Annotated in this window: 4 protein-coding genes and 1 pseudogene; all 5 read left to right on the top strand. The window is 67.4% G+C overall.

Translation table 11 applies throughout. From position 1 onward, the window contains the following. Window positions 1-443 precede the first annotated feature (443 nt). On the top strand, window positions 444-3,131 hold the full coding sequence (locus B9D87_RS07640; protein WP_007770799.1) for a helix-turn-helix transcriptional regulator: 2,688 nt from the start codon (window positions 444-446) through the stop codon (window positions 3,129-3,131). A gap of 456 nt (window positions 3,132-3,587) precedes the next feature. Then, complete coding sequence (locus B9D87_RS07635; protein WP_007770800.1) at window positions 3,588-6,179, top strand: LuxR C-terminal-related transcriptional regulator; 2,592 nt, start codon at window positions 3,588-3,590, stop codon at window positions 6,177-6,179. A gap of 617 nt (window positions 6,180-6,796) precedes the next feature. Next, complete coding sequence (locus B9D87_RS07625) at window positions 6,797-7,027, top strand: MbtH family protein (RefSeq protein ID WP_007770801.1); 231 nt, start codon at window positions 6,797-6,799, stop codon at window positions 7,025-7,027. Between the two features lie 17 nt (window positions 7,028-7,044). Then, window positions 7,045-14,921 (top strand): annotated as a pseudogene (locus tag B9D87_RS27425) (amino acid adenylation domain-containing protein). Further along, window positions 14,870-24,937, top strand: coding sequence for a non-ribosomal peptide synthetase (locus B9D87_RS27420; protein WP_302476093.1), 10,068 nt, complete (start codon window positions 14,870-14,872; stop codon window positions 24,935-24,937). Before B9D87_RS27425 ends, B9D87_RS27420 begins: the two are co-directional and overlap by 52 nt. Window positions 24,938-24,941: the final 4 nt, after the last annotated feature.

The raw sequence follows: 24,941 nt of genomic DNA, 5'->3' as shown, positions 1-24,941 counted from the left end.
AGGCGACGTGGCGCGATGATTATTTGCTGTGTATCCCTCCGTGAGGCTGGTGTGAATCTATGAAACACCTGTATAACCCGCATAATAATTTACACGAGTGTCGAATCTTAACGGTGGACGAGCGTTTGCTGCCGCGCCGACATAGGGGTATCGTTTGGGCAAATACTGGGCTGCAGGAGGGGTTAAGTCCGGTGCGTACGAAGAGCGAGTGGGCGCGGCCGCCAGTGGGCAGGCTGCTGCGCCGACCGCCGAGACGCGACGATATTCGGCAGCCGGTTCGTCACCTGGCTGCCGTCGCCGGGGCTCGGCGTGGGCTCGTTCGGGATTCAAGACGTCGCCCACCGGGCGCGTGCTCGGAATTGCCAAACGCCCTGGCGCCTAAGCTCTCTCAGTAAATCTAAGGTTTGAAGGTGCCGGGGGAAGTCGGGTCGGCGTGGCCTATCGTGGGCCGCGATGTAGAGCTGCGGCGGTCGCTGACCGCGCTGAACAACTCTGAGTTCAATGGGGTTGCGTTGGTTGGGGACGCCGGGGTGGGCAAGTCCACCCTGGCCCGCTTGCTGGCCAAGACGGTGGAGTCGGCGGGGCGCACGGTGCGATTCGCGCTGGGCACCCAAACCGGTTGCGCGGTGCCGCTTGGCGCGTTTTCCCGCGCGGTCAGCCTCCAGGTGGCGCACGAACCGGCGGTCTTGCTGGCGGCGGCCCATGACACCTTGGGCAGGGACAAGAACCTGGTGGTGGTGGTCGACGACGCGCAGTTGCTCGATCCGCTGTCGGCCACATTGATCAATCAGCTCGCAGCCGGCCGCAGCGCGCGGTTGATCGTGACGATCCGGTCGCGCGAGCCGGTGCTGGATGCGGTGACGGCGTTGTTGAAAGAGCGCCTGTTGCTGACCGTCCATGTGGAACCGTTCAGCCGCGAGCAGACGGGTCTCTTGGCCGGCGCCGTTCTGGGTGGTCCGGTCGAGGCCGGGGTGGTTGACGAGTTGTTTGAGCGCAGCGCGGGAAATCTCTTGCTGCTGAGGGGGTTTCTGACCGCCGGCCGGGAATCTGGCGCATTGGTCCACACGGAGGAAGGCTGGCAACTGCGGGGCCCGCTGCGCGCGGATCGCGAACTTCATGACGTTCTCAGGTTTCGGCTGCAATCGCTGAGCCCAGCGGAATTGGAGGTGGTGGAGCTGTTGGCCACCGCGGAACGGCTGAAGTGGGAAATCCTGCGTGACATCTGCGATGCGGAGGCCGTCGCGACCCTGGAGCGTCGTGGCCTGATTCAGTTGGTTGCCGACGGATCTCACACCGTGGCGCAGTTGAGTCATCCGATGCTCGGTGAAGCCGCGACCCGGCATGCCGGAATGGTGCGCGCCCGGCAACTCAACGGCAAAATCGCGCGAGCGCTGCAGAAGCATGAGCAGGCGGGCGGCGGACCCCTGGGACGGCCCGGACTGCAACGCCGGATCCGGTTGGCGCAGTTCATGATCCACAGTGACTTGGAACCCGACCTCGATGTGGTCATCGCGGCGGCGCAAGACGCGCTGGCCATGTCGAATGTGGTGCTGGGTGAGGAACTGGCGAGGTTCGCGGTCGATCGCGGTGGCGGGCTGCCCGCCGCCTTGGCGCTTGCCGAGGCGGTGAGCTGGCAGGGGCGCGGCGACGAGGCGGACTCGGTGCTTGTCGATGCCGAACCCGAGCCCGAACCCGACGGCGGCGACGACTGGTTGATCGCCCGATGGGGGTGCCTGCGCGCCGCCAACTTCTTCTGGGGCTGCGGGGACGTCGAGGCCGCCATCCGGGAACTCGATGAAGTGAAGAAACGCGTCTCGTCCGAGGCCGGCCTGACCCTGATCAACGCGTTGGAGCTGTCCATGGCCTACTTCCATGGGGACGTCGAGACGACGATCGAGCTCGGGCCGGGCCTGTGCGAGTCCGACGCGGTGCCGATGGCGACCGCATGGGCGGTTTTCCCGACCTGCGGAGCATTGGCGGCGGCCGGGCGTTTTTCCGAGGTCGGCCGCATCGCGGACGCCGGGGTACGTGCGGCTGCGCTGTGCGGATTGGGGCCGCATCGATTCAACATCGGGATGACCGAGATCATGTCCGCGACGGGCGCCGGTGACGACTCCGCGGCCGAGCGAATCTACAAGCGTTACGCCGCGATGACCGGAGGTCTTCCCGCGGCGGAGGCCATGATTGACGCGATGCTGGGGTTCGTTCGACTCACCCGCGGAGAGCTGACGGCGGCGTGCGCCGTGTTCAACAGTTCGATCGCGGTCCTCGCCAAGGGTTTTGCGTCGCCGTGGTTGGTGGTGGTGGGCGCCTGGCAAGCCCAGGCGGAGGGCGCGCGTGGCGACACTGCGGCGGCCGCCGCGGCGTTGCGGCGCGCGGACAAAGCCTACGGACCGCATGTCGCGGTGTTTGTGCCGGAACTCGAGCTTGCCCGCGCCTGGGAGCGGGCGGCGGCCGGTGACGTGAAGGCCGCCCAGACCCATGCCACGCAAGCGGCTGAGATCGCGCGCGCCGCGGGGACGCACGTGATGGAGATGCGGGCACGCCATGCGGCCGTCCGCTTCGGCGATCGTTCCCAGGCCGCGAGGCTGGAGAAGCTCGCCCACCTTCTGGACACGGCGCTGGCCGGGGCAGTCGCCGATCATGCTCGCGGTTTGGCGCAACGCGACGGCGATCTGCTCGACGTCGCGGCACATCTATTCGCCGACCTCGGCGCCTTGGCGTGCGCCGCCGACGCCGCGGCGCAGGCGGCAGGCGAACATGCCCGCCGGGGCGAGCGCGGTAAGAGATTCGAGTCGTCGGCCTGGGCGCACGCGTTGGCGGGCCGTTGCGAGTTGCACACGCCGGCGGTCGAGGCCGCCGTGTGCCCGCTCCCCTTCAGTGAACGTGAGCGCCAGATCGTGAGTCTGGTCGCGGCCGGTTTGTCGAACCGTGAGATCGCCGAGCGGTTGGTCATCTCGGTGCGCACGGTGGAAGGACACCTCTATCGCCTGTTCGCCAAGTTCGGCGTCAACAGTCGCGAGCAACTCGTCTTGCTGACGACTCCAGAGCTGACTGCGGAGAGCGAGATGATGGGCCGCGACGGCCGGCCGCTTGGTTGCGGGGACGATGCTCATCCCTACGCAGGCTAAGTTTGTGTAAGAAAGCTATGCAGTTCTGAGGCCCGCTACTCTAACTCGGCGCGCGCACCACTCGACTTCCCTTTAGATTCCGGCGGCGCCCTCTCGAGCGGCCATACGCTCCGGCTCATGATAGGTAGTCGAAAGCACACGACCGTGACCGCTGGTCACGATGGCGGCCCGTCCGGTCCCGCAGATACGGTCCCGCCGAGGGGATTTCAGGTAGTCGAGGACCAACCCCCACCGGGCTACTCGGGCGTGGGCTCGGATCCGCGTGACTCCTTCCGGCTCTATCTGGCGGCAGCGAGTTCGGCATTGATGTAGCAGCGGACCCGGCAATGGCTCACGACAAACGGTGAGCGGCCCAGCGACAGTCTGGTTGCCATGCCGGCACCTCGGTGGGAGTGGGAGATAGCTCATTTGACGCAACGGGTTAATGGGTCGACGTGGCCCATCGTGGGACGCGATGTGGAGTTCCGGCGGTCGCTCGCGGCGCTCAACAACGGGGAGTTCAACGGGGTGGCGTTGGTCGGGGACAGCGGGGTGGGCAAGTCCACTCTGGCCCGCATGCTGGCAAAGACAGCCGAGTCGGCAGGGCGCACGGTGCGATTCGCGCTGGGCACTCAGACGGGTTGTGCGGTGCCGCTTGGCGCGTTTTCTCGTGTGGTCAGCCTCGGAGTGGGACATGAACCGGCGATCATGCTGGCCGCCGCGCACAACACCCTGGGACAAGACAAGAACCTGGTGGTGGTGGTCGACGAGGCGCAGTTGCTCGATCCGTTGTCGGCGACGTTGGTCAATCAACTCGCGGCCGGCCGTAGTGCGCGGTTGATCGTGACGATCCGGTCCGGTGATCCGGTCTTGGACGCGGTGACGGCGCTGTTGAAAGAGCGACTCTTGTTGACCGTTCACATCGATCCCTTCACCCGCGAGCAGACCGGCCTCTTGGCCGACGCGGTCCTGGGGGGTCCGGTCGACTCCGGTCTGGTCGATGAGCTGTTTGAGCGCAGCGCGGGAAATCTGTTGCTGCTGCGTGGTTTTCTCACCGCCGGTCGGGAAAGCGGGGCTCTGGTACACACCGATCAGGGCTGGCACCTTAAGGGCCCGCTGCGCGCGGACCGCGAACTTCACGATGCCTTGGAGTTTCGGCTGCAATCGCTGAGTTCTGAGGAACTGGAGGTGGTGGAGATCCTGGCCACCGCCGAGCTGCTGGAGTTGGAAATCCTGCGTGACATCTGCGATGCGGGCGCAATGGCAAATTTGGAGCGCCGCGGTCTGATCCAGTTGGTTGCCGACGGATCCCACACCGTTGCGCAATTGAATCACCCCATGCTCGGTGAAGCCGCGGCCCGCCATGCCGGGGTGGTGCGCTCGCGGCAACTCAACGGCATATTGGCCAAAGCTCTTCGACGCCATCTACGGGCGGTCGGGCGGCGCTCGCAGATCACCGATCCCCGCGGCCGTATCCAGCTGGCGCAGTTCATGATGCGTAGCGACTTGGAGCCCGACCTCGATGTGGCTGTCAAGGCGGCGGCGGATGCGTTGGCGATGTCGAATGTGGCGCTGGGTGAGGAGCTGGCGAGGTTTGCGGTCGATCGCGGCGGCGGGCTGCCGGCCGCGTTGGTGCTCGCGGAGGCGGTGAGCTGGCAGGGCCGCGGCGACGAGGCCGAGTCCATCCTTTCGGACGTCGACATCGATGACGCCGACGAGTGGTTGATCGCGCGGTGGGGCTGCCTGCGCGCCGCGAACCTGGCATGGGGATGCGGTGACGCCGAAACCGCGATGCGCGTACTCACCGAGGTGAAACAGCGTCTCGTGACCGAGGGCGGTCTCGAGCTGATCAATGCGTTCGAGATTTCGGTCGGGTTCTTCCGCGGCGACGTCGAAACGACGATCGAGCTTGGGCCCGGACTGTGTGAGCCCGGTGTGGCGCCGATGGCGACCGTGTGGGCGGCGGTGGCGACATGCGGTGCGCTGGTGGCAGCCGGGCGGTTCGCCGAAGTCGGCCGCATAGCCGCTGCCGGCGTGCGCGCGACGGCGGTCGCCAGGGCCGGAGCGCAGCGGTTCGCCATCGGGCTGGCCGAGGTTATGGCTGCGACCGCCTCCGGTGACTATCCGGCGGCCGACCGAATCCACAAGCGCTACGCCGCACTGGCTGCCGGCCTTCCCGCAGCCGAGGCCATGGTCGACGCGATGCTCGGTCTCGCGCAGGTTACCCGCGGTGAGCTCCCGGCGGCGTGCGCCACCCTATCCCGGTCCATCTCCCAACTGTCGCAAGGCTTTCCGTCTCCTTGGTTGCTGGTGGTGGCCGCCCTGCTGGCGCAGGCCGAGGGTACGCGCGGGGACGATGCCGCGGCCGCGGCGGCGTTGCAGCGTGCGCAGGAGACATACGGTCCACATGTCGCGGTTTTCTTGCCGGAACTCGAGCTCGCCCGCGCGTGGGAGCGGGCAGCGGCCGGCGACACCGCGGGCGCCCAGACACATGCGGCGAAAGCGGCGCAGGTTGCGCGGACAGCCGGAATGCACCTGGCCGAGATGCGGGCACGCCATGCGGCCGTTCGCTTCGGTGATCGGTCGCAGGCCACGCGAGTGGATGAGCTCGCCCGAACATTGAACTCCGCATCGGCACAGGCGGTCGCCGAGCACGCCCGCGGTCTGGCGCAACACGACGGCGACCTGCTCGATGCCGCGGCCCATCGATTCGCCGAGCTCGGCGCATTGGCTTTCGCCGCCGACGCTGCGGCGCAGGCGGCCGGCGAACATGCCCGCCGGGGCGACCGTCGCAAGGAGGTCGAGTCGTCGACGTGGGCGCATGCGTTGGCCAACCAATGCGGGTCACGCACGCCGGCGCTCGAGGCCGCCGCGCACCCGCTTCCCTTCAGTGGACGTGAACGTCAGATCGTGAATTTGGTCGCGGCCGGGCTATCCAACCGCGAGATCGCCGACCGGTTGGTCATCTCGGTACGCACGGTGGAGGGACACCTCTATCGTCTTTTCACCAAACTCGGGATCAACAACCGGGACCAACTCATCCACCTGATCAGCCGCGACGCATCGTGAAGCGTCCCCGCCACCGGACCGTGGTCCGCCCACACCGGCGCTAGCCGCCACCAACCGAACATCGAAACCACTCCTGCGCAAGGGAATAGCGGGTGGGGTGGCGCCACGCGACCAGCCGGCCAGGACACACGACGCCATCGGCGCGTCATGACGGACGCGCCGCGACGATGCATGGCGCGCGGACGGCGCAGATCGGTCCAAGTCGGCGCGTTGGTCGTCGCCCGGGGTGAGAATATGGGACACCCGTACTAAATAAACGCGAACTTCGCTTCGCGACTTTGCCGTCTCGCGAAGCCGTGTCGGGTAAGATCCGAGACTCGACTGATCCACGAAATATACTGGTAAACAACATGATTCGTGCTATCACGCGCATTCCAGATGGACCGTCTGCCGTCGCCGGCGGAGCCGCCACTCGGTTGGCGTTCCCCTACCACTCTATGTGCGGGTTCTGACTACGCTATCGACTTCATAAGCCTGACAACGGGATTGAAACCCACGACGCTCGGGTTCATGCAGTTCGTCGAGGCCGCCTCCGGGCACATCCCCGCAGCGTGCGGTCGGCAAGGGCAAATGCAACGAACTGCTCAGCTCGTGCCAAAGCGACTTTGGGAGGACTTATGAGTACCAATCCGTTCGACGACGACAACGGCAGCTTTTGCGTCCTGATGAACGACGAAGAGCAGCACAGCCTGTGGCCGGCCTTTGCCGAAATTCCGGCCGGCTGGCAGATGGTTTACGGCGAAGCGGATCGCGCCGCCTGCCTGGAGTACATCGAGCAGAACTGGCCCGACATCCGGCCGAAGACCCTTCGAAAGAAGCTGGCAGAGCGCCAGGGTTCTGGCAAGTAAGCCGCAAAGGGACTCCGATGACGATTGATGACCGGGCGCTGGTGGTTGGGCGCGAACAGCTGACGAACCTTGACGTGGGGCCATTCCCGCTGACGCGCGGACAGCTCGATATATGGCTTGCGCAGGAAACCGATCGCGAAGGTGCGAGGTGGCAGCTGGGCTATCTCCTGCGAATCGAGGGCACCGTCGACCCGTGGTTGCTTGAGCAAACGATCCGTCAGGTGGTGCGCGAGGCCGAACCACTCAGGGCCGCCTTTTTCCAGGTCGATGGCCAGGTTTTCCAAAAGGCGGTTGATTACCCGGATGTCGAGCTCGCTTGCTATCAGCGCCTGGGCTCCCAAGATCCCGTCCAGGAAGCCTATCGGCTGGCATCCTCGATTCAGCGCACCGTGATGCCGCTGAGTGGCCCGCTGTTCAAGTTTGCGTTGCTGCAGACGCGGGCAGATGAATTTTATCTTTTCGTCTGCTGCCACCACATAGTGGCGGACGGAATCGGCCTCGCGCTGGTTTGTCACCGGATCGGAGACGTCTACAGTGCGCTGGCTTCGGGGGCGCCGATTCCCCCGGTCTTTTTTGGATCGCTGAGTGATCTGATTGCTTGCGAGTCAGAATACGAATCGTCCACCGACTATCTCGAGGATCAGGCCTATTGGGCCAAGAATCTGCCGACGGAAACCGAACCGCGTTATCGGTTGGCGCCCGCCGCGGACGAGCGTGACCCATATGAATCATCCCCACCGGTCGAATTCGACCCCGTCACTGTCGCCGGGATCCAGGAGTTGTCGCAGGCGTTGGGGGTGCGCCGCTCGTCGGTGATCGCTGCCGCGTGCGCGCTGCTGGTGGGCGGGTGCGACGTCTCCAGTTCGGAGGTGGTGTTCGAATTTCCGGTAAGCAGGCGGGTCCGTCCGGAGGCACAGACGGTGCCCGGAATGGTCACCGGGTATGTCCCGCTGGTGTTGAAAGCTTCGGCGGAGTCCACCGTCGCCAGTTTTTGCGAGCATGTCGACACGCGACTGCGAGAAGCGCTACACCACCAGCGATTCCCGGTGCACGCTCTCGAGAACAAGCGCCTCCGGGGTTCCGTACAAACGTCGAATCGCATAATTCTCAATTTTATTCCGACCACAAACCTGGCGAATATCGTTGGTGCTGAGGTTTCGGGGACCCTGACCCATACGAATCTCATCGATCAATTCGGACTGGACTTTTTCAGCGATCACGATCGGCTTTTGCTCGGCGTCCAGCCCGGCGCGACGACGAGTGGGTTGGTGGGATCTAGGCAATGGCTTTCTGGTTGTGACGTCCGCGATCTGGTCGAGCGGTTGGAGCGGGTGTTGGGGGCGATGACGGCGGATCCCACCCGGCGGCTTTCGTCGGCGGATCTGCTTGGTGGCGGTGAGCGTGCTCGGTTGGATGAGATTGGTAACCGGGCGGCGTTGAGCCGGCCCGCGGCGGCGGTGTCGATTCCGGCGTTGTTCGCCGCGCAGGTGGCCCGTGCGCCGGAGGCGGTGGCGGTGACGTTCGGTAGCCGCTGTGTGACGTATCGGGAGCTCGATGAGGCGTCGAATCGGTTGGCGCACCTGCTGGCCGATCGGCGGGTGGGCGCGGGAGCTTGTGTGGCACTGCTGTTTTCCCGTTCGGTCGATGCGGTCGTGGCGATGTTGGCGGTGCTCAAGGCGGGGGCGGCGTATCTGCCGATCGATCCGGCGGCGCCGGCGGAGCGGATCGAATTCCTGCTCGCCGACGCCGCGCCGGTCGCGGCGATCACCACCGGCGCGCTGGCCGAGCGGTTCGACGGCCGTGACGTGATGGTCATCGACGTCGACGATCCCGCCGTTGACGCCCAGCCGTGCACCGATTTGCCGGCGCCGGCCCCCGAGGACATCGCCTACCTGATCTACACCTCGGGCACCACCGGTGTGCCCAAAGGCGTGGCGATCACCCATCAGAACCTCACCCAGCAATGGGAATCGTTGAACGCCGGCCTGCCGCCGGGACGGGTGTGGACGCAGTGCCACCCCTACGTCTTTGACTTCTCGGTGTGGGAGATCTGGGGAGCGTTGCTGCACGGTGGGCGCCTCGTCGTGGTGCCTGAGCCGGTGACCGGCTCGCCGCAAGACTTCCACGCCTTGCTGATCGCCGAGCGGGTCAGCGTGTTGACCCAGACGCCGTCGGCGGTGGCGGCGTTGCCGACAGAGGGGCTGGACTCGGTGGCGCTGTTGGTCGGTGGCGAGGCGTGTGCGGCCGAGGTGGTGGATCGGTGGGCGCCGGGGCGGGTGATGGTCAACGCCTACGGCCCAACCGAGGTCACGATCTATGCGTCGATGAGCGCGCCGCTGGCCGCGGGATCGGGTGCGGTGCCGATCGGTGCGCCGGTGCCCGGGCGGCGTTGTTCGTGCTCGATGGCTGGCTGCGCCCGGTGCCCGCCGGGGTGGTCGGGGAGCTGTATGTCGCCGGCGGGGGACTGGCTTGTGGGTATGTGGGCCGGGCCGGTTTGACCGGGTCGCGGTTTGTGGCGTGCCCGTTCGCGGCGCCGGGGCAGCGGATGTATCGCACCGGGGATCTGGTGTGGTGGGGTGCCGATGGGCAGCTGCGGTATGTGGGCCGCGCCGATGAGCAGGTCAAGATCCGCGGCTATCGCGTCGAGCTCGGCGAGATTCAGGCGGCGCTGGCCGCCCTGGACGGTGTGGAGCAGGCCGTCGTGATCGCCCGCGAGGACCGCCCCGGCGACAAGAGGCTGGTGGCCTACGTCACCGAATCGAGCACCGGGACAGTCGATCCCGCCGCGCTGCGCACTCAGCTGGTCGAGCGGCTGCCGGAGTACATGGTGCCCGCGGCGGTGGTGGTGTTGGCGGCGCTGCCGCTGACCTCCAACGGCAAACTCGACACCCGCGCGCTACCGGCGCCGGGGTATCAGAATGGCGGGTATCGCGCCCCGGCCGGCCCGGTCGAAGAGATTCTGGCCGGCGTGTTCGCCGAGGTACTCGGGATCGAGCGGGTCGGGGTCGACGATTCCTTCTTCGATCTGGGTGGCGATTCGCTGTTGGCGATGCGCCTGGTCGCCGCGATCGAGACGGGCCTGGATGCCGACCTTTCGGTGCGCACCGTGTTCGAGGCGCCCACGGTCACCCAGTTGGCCGTCCATATCGGTTCGGGCGCAAGTCGTCTCGAGCCGTTAATGGCGGTGCAGCGGCCCGCCGTGGTGCCCTTGTCTTTTGCCCAGCAGCGACTGTGGTTCATCGACCAATTGCAGGGGCCCTCACCGATGTACAACATGGCGGCGGCGTTGCGGCTCAGCGGAAGCCTGGACATCGAGGCGTTGGGGGCGGCGTTAGCCGACGTGGTGGCCCGCCACGAGAGCCTGCGCACCCTGTTCCCGGCGTTCGAAGGCATACCCCAGCAGGTGGTGATCCCGGCCGATCGGGCTGACGTCGACTGGCAGGTCGTGGATGCCTGCGGGTGGTCAGAGAGCCGGCTGGTCGAGGCGATCGAGGCGTCGGCTGTTCACACGTTCGACCTGACAACCGAGATCCCTTTGCAGACAAGGCTTTTCCGTGTCGCCGATGACGAACACGTGCTGGTGGCGGTGGTGCACCATATCGCGGGCGACGGCTTGTCCATCGCCCCGCTGGTATCGGATCTGGGGGTGGCGTATGCCAGCCGGTGTGCGGGTCATGCCCCGGGTTGGGCGCCGTTGGCGGTGCAGTATGCCGATTACACGCTGTGGCAGCGTGGGCAGCTCGGTGATGTGGCCGATGCCGACAGCCCGATCGCGGCGCAGCTGGCCTACTGGGAGCAGGAGCTGGCCGGGCTTCCCGAGCGCCTGGCGCTGCCCACCGATCGGCCCTACCCACCGGTCGCCGATTACCGCGGCGCTCACGTGGCCGTGGAGTGGCCGGCCGAACTGCAGCAGCAGATCGCCCAGGTGGCCCGCGAGCACAACGCCACCAGCTTCATGGTCATCCAGGCCGCCCTGGCGGTGCTGCTCTCCAAGCTCAGCGCCAGCAACGACGTCGCGGTCGGATTCGCGATCGCCGGACGGAGTGACCCCGCGCTGGATGAGCTGGTGGGCTTTTTCGTCAACACCCTGGTGTTGCGGGTCGATTTGGTCGGCGATCCCACCGTGGCCCAGCTGCTGGCCCAGGTGCGTCAGCGCAGCCTGGCCGCCTACGAGCACCAAGACGTGCCCTTCGAGGTATTGGTCGAGCGGCTCAACCCGACCCGGGCCCTCAATCATCACCCGCTGGTCCAGGTGATGTTGGCCTGGCAGAACTTCGCCGGGGACCCGGCCACCAGTTTGGCGCTGGGCGATCTGCAGGTCAGCCCGGTGCCCGTGGACACCCGAACCGCCCGAATGGATCTGACGTTCAACCTGGCCGAACGTTTCACCGAGACCGGGGAGCCCGCCGGGATTGCCGGGGATGTCGAGTTTCGCACCGATGTGTTCGACGCCGCCAGCATCCGCGCACTGATCGAGCGGTTGCGGCGAGTGTTGACGGCCATGACCGCCGACCAAAACCGGCGGTTGTCATCGGTGGACCTGATGGATGCCGAGGAGCACGCCCACCTCGACAAGATCGGTAACCGGGCGGTGTTGGCCCGGGCGGTGCCCACCGCGGCATCGATCCCGGCGGTGTTCGCCGCCCAGGTGGCGCGCACACCGGAGGCCGCGGCGATTACCTGTGCAGGCCGGTCGATGACCTACCGGGAACTCGACAAGGCTTCGAACCGGTTGGCACACCTGTTGATCGCCCTGGGCGCCCGCCCGGGAGAGTGCGTGGCGCTGCTGTTGCCACGGTCGGCCGAGGCGGTCCTGGCGGTAATGGCGGTGCTCAAGACCGGCGCGGCCTATCTGGCGATCGACCCGGCGCACCCGACCGCGCGAATGGAGTTCATGGTTGCCGACGCCGGACCCATCGCGGCGATCACCACCGTCGATCTGGCCGAGCGCTTCGACGGCCACGGGCTGCCGGTCATCGATATCGAAGACCCGCACCCCCTCGGCTGCCCGTCCACGGACCTGCCGGTGCCGGCCCCCGAGGAGATCGCCTACCTCATCTACACCTCGGGCACCACCGGTGTGCCCAAGGGCGTCGCCATTCCCCACCACAACGTGACGCGGCTGCTGATGGCGCTGAGCGCCGACCTCGAGCTGTCTGCGGGCCAAGTATGGACCCAGTGCCATTCGCTGGCCTTCGACTACTCGGTGTGGGAGATCTTCGGTGCGTTGTTGCACGGCGGGCGGCTGGTGGTGGTGCCGGAGTCCGTCACGCGTTCACCGGAAGACTTGCACGCGTTGCTGATTGCCGAACAGGTGAGCGTGTTGAGTCAGACGCCGTCGGCGTTTTACGCGCTGCAAACCGCGGGCGCGGGGGCACCCGAGCCGGGATCTCAGCTGCAGCTGGAGACGGTCGTGTTCGGCGGCGAGGCGCTAGAACCCCAGCGCCTCGGTCCCTGGTTGGACCGCCACCGGCGATCGCCGCGGCTTATCAACATGTATGGCATCACCGAGACGACGGTGCATGCCTCGTTCCGCGAAATCAGCGTGGCCGACGTCGACCGCAGCGTCAGCCCCATCGGGGTACCGCTGGTGCACCTTGGTTTCTTCGTGCTGGACGCGTCGTTGCGTCCGGTGCCGCCCGGCGTGGTCGGGGAGTTGTATGTGGCCGGCGGCGGACTGGCGTACGGATACCTGGGCCGGGCCGCTCTGACCGGGTCGCGGTTCGTGGCCTGCCCCTTCGGCGGCGCGGCAGCGCCCGGACGACGCATGTACCGCACCGGGGACCTGGTGTGCTGGGGTGCCGACGGCCAGCTGGACTACCTGGGTCGCGCCGACGAGCAAGTCAAGATCCGCGGGTACCGCATCGAACTCGGTGAGATCCGGGCGGCGCTGGCCGCACTCGACGGTGTCGAGCAGGCGGCGGTGATCGCTCGCGAGGACCGCCCCGGCGACAAGCGCCTGATCGGCTACATCACCGGAGCCGCTGACCCGGCCGACGTTCGGGCCCGGTTGGGTCAGCGGCTCCCCGCCTACATGGTCCCGGCGGCGGTGATGGTCGTCGATGCGCTGCCGCTGACGGTCAACGGCAAACTGGACACCCGCGCCCTGCCGGCACCCGAATACACCGAGGGCGATGGCTACCGCGCCCCGGCCACCCCTACCGAGGAGATCCTGGCCGGCGTCTACGCCGACGTCCTCGGGCTCGAGCGGGTCGGAGTCGACGACTCCTTCTTCGACCTGGGCGGGGATTCGCTGTCGGCGATGCGGGTCATCGCCGCGATCAACAAGTCCTTGGACGCCGGTCTTGCGGTGCGCACCGTGTTCGAGTCGCCGACGGTTGCCCAGTTGGCGCCCCGTATCGGCGGGGGCGGTGCTACGCGCAAGCCGTTGGTGGCCGGCGCGCGGCCGGCGGGGGTGCCGTTGTCGTATGCGCAGAGCCGGTTGTGGTTCCTCGACCGGTTCGAGGGCGGGGTGGCGACCTACAACATGCCGACCGCGTTTCGGATCAGCGGGGCGCTGGATGTCGAGGCGCTGACGGCGGCCATCGATGATGTGATCGCCCGCCATGAGGCGCTGCGCACCATATTTCCCGATGTCGACGGCGTGCCGTTCCAGCAGGTCGTTCCGGCCGAGGCGGGGATGTGGCGGCGTGGGGACGCGGCGGTGGTGTCGTTGACCGAGCGGGATGTGCTCGGCGAGTTGGTGGCGCTGGCGGGGTATCGGTTTGATTTGGCAACCGAGATCCCGATTCGTGCGCAGATCTATGCCGTGGGCCCCGAGCAGCACGTCGTGGGGATTGTGGTGCACCACATCGCTTTTGACGGCTGGTCGCTGGCTCCGATGGCCAGGGATATCGGCGAGGCCTATCGGGCGCGGCGGCAGGGCCGGGCGCCGCAGTTGGCGCCGTTGCCGGTGCAGTATGCCGATTACACGCTCTGGCAACGGGAGTCGCTGGGCGTCGAGTCTGATCCCGACAGCGTGATCGCCGGGCAGTTGGCTTATTGGCGGCAGGAGTTGGCTGACCTGCCCGAGGTGGTGTCGCTGCCGCCGGATCGGGCGCGCCCGCCGGTGCCCAGTTACCGCGGTGATGCGGTGGACATGCAGCTCGACCCGCGGCTGTGGGCGGGGATCAAGGCGTTGGCGGCGGCGCACAACGCGACCGCCTCGATGGTGTTGCAGGCGGCGATGGTGGTGGCGCTGCACCGGGCCGGGGCCGGCGAGGACGTGACGATGGGCACCCCGATCGCCGGGCGGATGGATGCGGCGCTGGATGAACTGGTCGGGTTCTTCGTCAACACCTGGGTCTTGCGGGTGGCGGTGACACCGGCGCACCGGTTCAGTGACGTGCTTGCGTGCGTGCGGCAGAAGGCGCTGGACGCCTACAGCAATCAGGATGTGCCGTTCGAGCGGCTCGTCGAGCAGCTCAACCCGGTGCGCTCCACGGCGCATCATCCGGTGTTTCAGGTGGCCTTGGCCTTCCAGAACAATGTGCGCCCCGAGGTGGCGCTCGACGGGCTCGGCGTTGAGCCACTCGCGGTGGACAGCCGCACCGCCAAGTTCGATCTGGACGTCGATCTGCGGGAGGTGCCCTCCGCGGACCCGACCGCACCAATGGCCGCCGGGGTTGTGACCTATGCCACCGATCTCTATGACCGGGCGACCGTCGAGCGCTTCGTCACCTGGTTCGGCCGGGTGATCGAAGGCGTTGTCGCGGATGCGTCGGTGGTGGTGGGCGACCTGGCGTTGCTGGATGACGGCGAGCGCGATCTGGTGCTGTCGCGGTGGTCCGGCGCCGGAGTCGGGCGCCGTCAGGGGTGGCGCCGGAGTTGTTGGCCGCGGCGGTGGCCGCTGACCCGGACGCGGTGGCGATCGTCGATCGCGCCCAAAGCTTGACCTACGGCGAGCTCGACAGGTGGTCGACGCGGTTGGCGCGCGTGCTGATCGAGGCGGGGGTGGGCCCGGAATCCGCGGTGGGCGTCGCGATGGGCCGGTCCACCGAGCTGGTGGTGGCGTGGTGGGCGGTGCAGAAAGCCGGCGGCGTGTATGTGCCGGTGGATCCCGCTCACCCCGTCGAGCGGATCGCCACGGTGTTGGATTCGGTGGACGCGCTGTGTGTCCTGACCCGCGATGCCGACACGGTGGCAGGGGCCAGGACGCGCCCGGTGCTGCGCATCGACGGCCTGGACCTGTACGGGCGGTGCGCCGAGGCGATCACGGACACCGACCGCCTGGCGGCGCTGGGACCGGACAACACCGCGTACGTGATCTTCACGTCGGGGTCCACCGGTACTCCCAAGGGCGTGGCGGTCACCCACGGTGGTCTGCCCGGGGTAGCCGCGGCCCACCGCGAGGTGTTCGGGCTGGGCGCGGATACCCGAATGCTGGCGGTGCTCTCCCCGACATTCGACGCCGCGCTCGGCGAGTTGTTGGTCGCGGTGGGATCGCGCGGAGCGTTGGTGGTTGCGCCGCCGGAGGTTTACGCCGGCGAGGCTCTGACCGCACTGCTGCAAGAGCAACGCGTCACCGCGGCGGTGATGACCCCGACGTTGCTGTCGTCGCTGGATCGGACCCGGCTGGATGAGTTGTCCACCCTGATCGTCGGCGGCGAGGCCTGCCCGGACGAGCTGGTGACCGCATGGGCGCCGGGACGGCGCATGTTCAACGGCTACGGCCCCACCGAGACCACTATCTGGGCCACCACGGCGCCGCTGTTGGCGGGGCAGCCGGTCCGCATCGGCACCCCGCTCCCCGGGATACGCGCGCTGGTGCTCGACGCGCGGCTGAATCCCGCCCCGATCGGGGTGGTCGGCGAGCTGTATCTGGGCGGACCGGCGGTGGCGTGTGGCTATCTGGGCCGGCCGGACCTGACCGCGGAACGGTTCGTGGCAGATCCCTACGGGCCCGCAGGCGCGCGGCTCTATCGGACCGGCGACCTGGTGCGCTGGACGCTCGGCGGAACCCTGGACTATCTCGGCCGTGCCGACGCACAGATCAAGCTGCGCGGACACCGCATCGAACTCGGCGAAGTCGAAAACACCCTGCTGGGCTGCCCGCAGGTCGCCCGGGCCGCCGCCACCGTGCGTGAGGGCGGAGCCGGCTCGCATCTGGTCGCCTATGTCACGCTCGAGCAGACCACCACCGCCGAGCACGACGCCGAAACCGTCGAAGCGTGGCAACACCTGTATGACGAGGCGTACGGCGCCGACGCGGAGTCGCCGGAGTTCGGCATGGATTTCCGCGGCTGGAACAGCAGCTACACCGGCGATCCGATCCCGCTCGAGCAGATGATGGAGTGGCGTTCGGCCGCGGTCGATCGGATCCTCGAGTTGCATCCCGCGCGGGTGCTGGAGATCGGCGTGGGTTCGGGGCTGTTGCTTTCCCAGTTGGCCCCGGTGTGCTCCGAATACTGGGCCACCGACTTCTCGGCGCCGACGATTCAGCGCCTGCAGGACGACGTGGCCGCGCAGCCGTGGGGGGATCGGGTGCGGTTGCGGGTGCAGCCCGCCGATGCTGCAGATGCGTTGCCGGAGGGCCATTTCGATCTGGTGGTGCTCAACTCGGTGGTCCAGTACTTCCCGAGCGCGCGCTATCTGACTGATGTGCTTGCGGTCGCGATGCGATTGCTGGCGCCGGGCGGCGCACTGTTCATCGGCGACGTGCGCAACCACACCCTGCAGGGCGCGTTTCAGACCGGCGTCGCGCTGGCCCGCACGACGGACGCGGCCGCCGACGCCACCGAGATTCGCCAACGACTTCACCACGCCATGCTCGGCGAAGCCGAATTGCTGCTCGCCCCAGAGTTTTTCACAACTTGGGCGAACGAGGAGCCGTCGGTGGCCGGACTCGACATCGAAGTCAAACGCGGAGTGGCCGACAACGAACTCAACCGGTACCGCTACGACGTCAGCATCCACAAAGCCCCGGCACCGGCGCGGTCCATGGCCACCGCGGACAGCTGGGCGTGGGCCGAATGTGCGGGCCTGGACGGGCTGCACGACCGGTTGGTATCGATACGTCCCAACGCTGTTCGCGTCACCGAGATCCCGCGCGCGGGACTGATCGGCGACGTCCACATCGAGCAAGCCCTCGCCGGCGGGCTGCCACTGGCTGACGCCCTGGCGCACGCCGAGGGCGCCGAAGCCGTTGTCCCCGAACGGTTGTACGGCCTTGGCGAGACCACCGGATATCACGTCGCGGTCACCTGGGGCACACAACCGGGCACCGTGGAGGCGGTGTTCATCGCTGCGGCCGACGCCGAGCGGAACCCGGCGCTGACCGATGTGTATCTGCCACCTGACGGGGCTCACCGATGCCGCACTCACGCCAACGATCCCCAAACCAACAGCAAGATCACCGCGGTGCGCCAGCAATTGAGCGCGTGGTTGCCGGAATACATGGTGCCTGCGCACATAGTGGTGCTCGACGAGTTCCCGCTGACCTCCTCGGGCAAGCTCGACCGAAAGGCCTTGCCGGAACCGGTGTTTGCCACCACATCCTTCCGGGCGCCGCAGACCGAGACCGAAAAAACCGTCGCCGGCATCTACGCCAAGGTGCTGGGCATCGACAAGGTCGGGGTCGACGACTCGTTCTTCGACCTGGGCGGGGATTCGCTGTCGGCGATGCGTCTGATCGCCGCGGTCAACACCGCTCTGGATGCCGATCTTTCGGTGCGTGCGGTGTTCGAGGCGCCCACGGTGGCCCAATTGGCACCCCGCATCGGTCAAGGAGGGGGCCTGGAACCGCTGGTGCCCGTTGAGCGGCCACCGGTAGTGCCGTTGTCGTTTGCCCAGAGCCGGTTGTGGTTTATCGACCAGTTGCAGGGGCCGTCACCGCTGTACAACGTCGTGGTGCCGTTGCGGCTGAGTGGGCGCCTTGATGCGGACGCGCTGGGTGCGGCGCTTTCCGATGTGGTGGGCCGCCACGAGAGCCTGCGCACCCTGTTCCCGGCGATCGAGGGGATACCCCAGCAGGTGGTGATCCCGGCCGAGCGGGCCGACGTCGGCTGGGACGTCATCGACGCCACCGGGTGGCCGGCTGACCGGCTGGAGGAAGCCATTGGCGCCGCGGTGCGGCACCGATTCGACCTGGCCACCGAGATCCCTTTGCGCGCATGGCTTTTCCGCGTCGCCGACGGCGAACACGTGATGGTGGCCGTAGTGCACGAGATCGCCGCCGACGGCTGGTCGACGACCCGGCTGGTGCGTGACATGAGTGTGGCCTATACCAGCCGGTGCGCGGGGCGGGCCCCCGACTGGGCGCCGTTGCCGGTGCAGTATGTCGATTACACGCTGTGGCAACGAGCGCAGTTCGGCGATCTCGACGACAAGGACAGCCGGATCGCCGCGCAGCTGGCCTACTGGGAGCGGACGCTGGCCGGAATGCCCGAGCGGCTGCAGCTACCCACCGATCGGCCCTACCCGCCGGTGGCCGATCACCGCGGCGCCAGGGTGACGCTCGAGTGGCCGGCGCAGCTGCAGCAGCAGGTCGCCCGGGTGGCGCGCGAGCACAACGCGACGGGTTTCATGGTGACGCAGGCCGCCCTGGCGGTGCTGCTGGCCAAGCTCAGCGCCAGCAGCGATGTGGCCGTGGGCTTCCCGATCGCCGGACGCCGCGACCCCGCGCTCGACGAGCTGGTCGGGTTTTTCGTCAACACGTTGGTGCTGCGCGTCGATCTGACCGGCGATCCCACCGTGGCCGAGTTGCTGGCGCAGGTGCGGGCGCGCGGCCTGGCCGCCTACGAGCACCAGGACGTGCCCTTCGAAGTGCTTGTGGAGCGGCTCAATCCCGCCCGATCGTTGGCCCATCACCCGCTGATCCAGGTGGTGTTCGCCTGGAACAATTTCCCCGGGCAAGTCAATGACTCCGCGACCGGACTGAGCTTGAATGACCTCCAGGTCACGCCGCTGACCGGGGACACCCAGACCGCGAAAATGGACGTGGTCTTTTTCCTCAAGGAGCGCTGGACCGAGGCCGGTGAACCGGCCGGCATTTCCGGGACGGTGGAATTCCGCACCGACGTGTTCGACACCGAAACCATCCAGGCGATGGTCGAGCGGTTGGAGCGGGTGTTGGGGGCGATGACGGCGGATCCCACCCGGCGGCTTTCGTCGGTGGATCTGCTGGATGCGTGCGAGCACGCTCGGTTGGATGAGATTGGTAACCGGGCGGCGTTGAGCCGGCCCGCGGCGGCGGTGTCGATTCCGGCGTTGTTCGCCGCGCAGGTGGCCCGCGCCCCGGAGGCGGTGGCGGTGACGTTCGGTAGCCGCTGTGTGACGTATCGGGAGCTCGATGAGGCGTCGAATCGGTTGGCGCACCTGCTGGCCGATCGGCGGGTGGGCGCGGGAGCTTGTGTGGCACTGCTGTTTTCCCGTTCGGTCGATGCGGTCGTGGCGATGTTGGCGGTGCTCAAGGCGGGGGCGGCGTATCTGCCGATCGATCCGGCGGCGCCGGCGGAGCGGATCGAATTCCTGCTCGCCGACGCCGCGCCGGTCGCGGCGATCACCACCACCGAGCTAGCCCACCGGCTGCACGGGCACGGTCTGATGATCGTCGACGTCGACGATCCCGCGGTTGACAGGCAACCCAGCACGGCACTGTTGGCGCCGGCCCCCGAGGACATCGCCTACCTGATCTACACCTCGGGCACCACCGGTGTGCCCAAAGGCGTGGCGATCACCCATCAGAACCTCACCCAGCAATGGGAATCGTTGAACGCCGGCCTGCCGCCGGGACGGGTGTGGACGCAGTGCCACCCCTACGTCTTTGACTTCTCGGTGTGGGAGATCTGGGGAGCGTTGCTGCACGGTGGGCGCCTCGTCGTGGTGCCTGAGCCGGTGACCGGCTCGCCGCAAGACTTCCACGCCTTGCTGATCGCCGAGCGGGTCAGCGTGTTGACCCAGACGCCGTCGGCGGTGGCGGCGTTGCCGACAGAGGGGCTGGACTCGGTGGCGCTGTTGGTCGGTGGCGAGGCGTGTGCGGCCGAGGTGGTGGATCGGTGGGCGCCGGGGCGGGTGATGGTCAACGCCTATGGCCCAACCGAGGTCACGGTGTATGCGTCGATGAGCGCGCCGCTGGCCGCGGGATCGGGTGCGGTGCCGATCGGTGCGCCGGTGCCCGGGGCGGCGTTGTTCGTGCTTGATGGCTGGCTGCGCCCGGTGCCCGCCGGGGTGGTCGGGGAGCTGTATGTCGCCGGCGGGGGACTGGCTTGTGGGTATGTGGGCCGGGCCGGTTTGACCGGGTCGCGGTTTGTGGCGTGCCCGTTCGCGGCGCCGGGGCAGCGGATGTATCGCACCGGGGATCTGGTGTGGTGGGGTGCTGATGGGCAGCTGCGGTATGTGGGCCGCGCCGATGAGCAGGTCAAGATCCGCGGGTATCGCGTCGAGCTCGGCGAGATTCAGGCGGCGCTGGCCGCCCTGGACGGTGTGGAGCAGGCCGTCGTGATCGCCCGCGAGGACCGCCCCGGCGACAAGAGGCTGGTGGCCTACGTCACCGAATCGAGCACCGGGACAGTCGATCCCGCCGCGCTGCGCACTCAGCTGGTCGAGCGGCTGCCGGAGTACATGGTGCCCGCGGCGGTGGTGGTGTTGGCGGCGCTGCCGCTGACCTCCAACGGCAAACTCGACACCCGCGCGCTGCCGGCGCCGGGGTATCAGAATGGCGGGTATCGCGCCCCGGCCGGCCCGGTCGAAGAGATTCTGGCCGGCGTGTTCGCCGAGGTACTCGGGCTCGAGCGGGTCGGGGTCGACGATTCCTTCTTCGATCTGGGTGGCGATTCGCTGTTGGCGATGCGCCTGGTCGCCGCGATCGAGACCGGCTTGGATGCCGACCTTTCGGTGCGCACCGTGTTCGAAGCGCCCACGGTCACCCAGTTGGCGCTGCGCGTTGGTGCCGATGGCGGCCGGCGGGAGCCGTTGGTGGCTTTCGAGCGGCCGGCGGTGGTGCCGTTGTCTTTTGCCCAGCAGCGGTTGTGGTTCATCGACCAATTGCTCGGGCCTTCACCGATGTACAACATGGTGGCGGCGTTGCGGCTCAGCGGAAGCCTGGACGTCGAGGCGTTGGGGGCGGCGTTAGCCGATGTGGTGGCCCGCCAGGAAAGCCTGCGCACGGTGTTCCCCGCCGTCGAGGGGATACCCCGGCAGGTCGTTATCCCTAGGGAACAAGTCGATTTCGGCTGGCAGGTAGTGGATGCCACCGGCTGGTCGGAAGGCCGGCTGGGCGACGCGATCGGTGCCGCGGTGCGTCACTCGTTTGATTTGGCCACCGAGATCCCTTTGCGGGTACGGCTTTTCCGTGTTGCCGATGACGAACACGTGCTGGTGGCGGTGGTGCACCATATCGCGGGTGACGGCTTGTCGATGACCCCGCTGGTATCGGATCTGGGGGTGGCGTATGCCAGTCGGTGTGCGGGTCATGCCCCGGGTTGGGCGCCGTTGGCGGTGCAGTATGCCGATTACACGCTGTGGCAGCGTGGGCAGCTCGGTGATGTGGCCGATGCCGACAGCCCGATCGCGGCGCAGCTGGCCTACTGGGAGCAGGAGCTGGCCGGGCTTCCCGAGCGGCTGGCGCTGCCCACCGATCGGCCCTACCCGCCGGTGGCCGATTACCGCGGCGCTCACGTGGTCGTGGACTGGCCGGCAGAGCTGCAGCAGCAGATCGCTCGGGTCGCCCGCGAGCACAACGCCACCAGCTTCATGGTGATCCAGGCCGCCCTGGCGGTGCTGCTGTCCAAGCTCAGCGCCAGCAACGACGTCGCGGTCGGGTTCCCGATCGCCGGACGCGGCGATCCCGCTCTCGATCAGTTGGTGGGTTGCTTCGTCAACACCTTGGTGCTGCGGATGCAGGTTGCGGGGGATCCCACCGTGGCCCAGCTGCTGGCCCAGGTGCGTCAGCGCAGCCTGGCCGCCTACGAGCACCAGGACGTGCCCTTCGAGGTACTGGTCGAGCGGCTCAACCCGACCCGGGCCCTCAATCATCACCCGCTGGTGCAGGTGTTGTTGGCCTGGCAGAACTTCGCCGGGCAAGACAATGACCGTGTGGCCGGGCCGGCCGTGGGTGATCTGCAGGTCACGCCCCTGTCGGCGGAAACCCGAACCGCCCGAATGGATTTGACATTCACCCTGGGCGAACAGTGGAACGCCGCCGGTGAGCCCGCGGGGATCGGCGGGTCGGTGGAGTTTCGCACCGATGTGTTCGACGCGGCCACCATCCATGCGCTCATCACGAAGCTGGAGCGGGTGTTGGTGGCGATGACCGCCGACCCTCGACGGCGATTGTCGTCGATGGATCTGCTCGATGCGGCTGAGCACGCCCGCCTGGACGAGTGGGGTAACCGGGCGGCGTTGACCCAGCCGGCGGCAGCAGTGTCGATTCCGGCGTCGTTCGCCGCTCAGGTGGCGCGCACACCGGAGGCGGCGGCGATCAGCTGTGCAGGCCGGTCGATGACCTATCGCGAGCTCGACGAGGCTTCGAACCGGTTGGCGCACTTGCTATCCGGCCACGGGGTAGGCCCGGGTGAGCGTGTGGCGCTGCTGCTGTCCCGTTCCGCCGAAGCCATCGTGGCCATTATGGCGGTGCTCAAGACCGGGGCGGCCTATCTGCCGATCGACCCCGCCCATCCCGACGCGCGAATCGGGTTCCTGCTCGCCGATGCCGGACCGATCGCCGCGATCAGCACCGCCGAGCTGGCCCACCGGCTGGACGGGCACGATCTGCTGGTCCTCGACGTCAACGATTCCGCGGTTGACAGCCAACCCAGCACGGCACTGCCGGCGCCGGCTGCCGAGGAGATCGCCTACCTCATCTACACCTCGGGCACCACCGGAGTGCCCAAGGGTGTGGCCATCACCCACCACAACGTCACCCAGCTGCTGGGGGCACTCGATGTCCGGATGGATCTGGCGGGACAGGTGTGGTCGCAGTGGCATTCCCTGGCCTTTGACGTCTCGGTCTGCGAAATGTGGGGCGCGCTGTTGTACGGGGGGCGGCTGGTGGTGGCGCCCGAGTCGGTCGCCCGTTCGCCGGAAGACTTCCACGCCTTGTTGGTCGCCGAACAGGTCACCGTGCTCAGCCAGACCCCGTCGGCGTTTTACGCGCTGCAAACCGCGGACGCGTTGCAGCCCGAGCTGGGACGCCAACTCAAGCTTGAGGCCGTGGTGTTCGCCGGCGAGGCGCTGGAACCCCAGCGTCTCGGGACATGGCTGCACCACCACCCGGGAACGCCGCGCCTGTTCAACCTGTATGGCACCACCGAGACGACGGTGCATGCCTCGTTCCGGGAGATCGTCCACGGCGACGCCGAGAATGCTTCAAGTCCCGTCGGGGTGCCGCTGGCCCATCTTGGCTTCTTCGTGCTGGACGCGTCGTTGCGTCCGGTGCCGGCCGGGGTGGTCGGGGAGTTGTACGTCGCCGGCACCGGGGTCGGGATTGGCTACGTGGGCCGGGCCGCTTTGACCGGGTCGCGGTTCGTGGCCTGCCCCTTCGGCGGCGCGGGCGCGCCCGGACACCGCATGTACCGCACCGGGGACCTGGTGAGTTGGGGGACCGATGGTCAGCTCCGTTACCTGGGCCGCGCCGACGAGCAAGTCAAGATCCGCGGGTACCGCATCGAACTCGGTGAGATCCGGGCGGCGCTGGCCGCACTCGACGGTGTCGAGCAGGCGGTCGTGATCGCTCGCGAGGACCGCCCCGGCGACAAGCGCCTGATCGGCTACATCACCGGGACAGCAGAGCCGGCCGAGACGCGCTCCGGCCTGGCCGAGCGGCTGCCGGCCTACATGGTGCCTGCGGCAGTCGTGGCACTTGACGCGTTGCCGTTGACCGCCAACGGCAAACTGGACAGGCGCGCCCTGCCGGCACCGGAATACACCGAGGGCGATGGCTACCGCGCCCCGGCCACCCTCACCGAGGAGATCCTGGCCGGCGTCTACGCCGACGTCCTCGGGCTCGAGCGGGTCGGAGTCGACGACTCCTTCTTCGACCTGGGCGGGGATTCGCTGTCGGCGATGCGCCTGATCGCCGCGATCAACGCCAGCCTGGACGCGAACCTTGCGGTGCGCACCCTGTTCCACGCGCCGACGGTGAGAAGCCTGAGCCGGCAATTGGGCCAAGATGCCAGCGAGATCGAAGTGGTCCCAGTCGAGTTCCTCAAGGAGGGCACCGGTGATCCGTTGTTCTGCATTCACCCCGGGGGCGGGCTGGTCTGGCCGTATCACGCTCTAGGTAATTACCTGGACTGCCCGATCGTCGGCATTCAACAAATCCCGCAAAATGGCGAGGTCGAAGCGGCGTCAATCCGCGATATGGCGAGAAACTATGCCGACCGGATCCAGGGGATTGATCCTGCCGGGCCCTACCACCTTCTCGGCTGGTCTTTTGGGGGCGTCGTCGCCCACGAGATCGCCATCGAGCTTCAGCGTCGCGGATGCTCGGTCGCGCACCTTATCCTTCTCGACGCTCTACGTATCGATAGCGGTGCGAGTCTGCCAGCCATGGGTGAGCAGGACGTGCTGGAAGAGGTTTTGCGGTTCTGTCATATAGACGTTCCCGTTCGGGATGCGCCGCTTACCTACGAACGGGTCGAGGAACTACTTCGCGAACGAGGCATTGTCGAATTCGCCCGATACAAACAGCTTTTGGATCTGGGCGTGCACAACATCGACAGCAACCGCGCGTTGTCTGAAGGCCACGAACCCGGTGTCTTCGATGGGGATGTGACCATATTCTCCGCTGTGGGGGATGAGGGCGATCAGAGTTTGCCTCCTCGGCAGAGTTGGCGACCCTACGTCACGGGCGACATCAACAGCTACCCGGTCGACTGTGGGCACCAAGAAATGATGAATCCCGAATCGCTCGGCCTGTATGGCCGACAACTCAAATTCCTCTTGGAACCCGAAGGCGCGCGCACAGAATGACCGA

The organism is Mycobacterium colombiense CECT 3035, from assembly GCF_002105755.1.
Lineage (GTDB): Bacteria > Actinomycetota > Actinomycetes > Mycobacteriales > Mycobacteriaceae > Mycobacterium > Mycobacterium colombiense.
The sequence above is the reverse complement of the archived record's forward strand: the minus strand, read 5'-3'. Positions and strand labels throughout refer to the sequence as shown.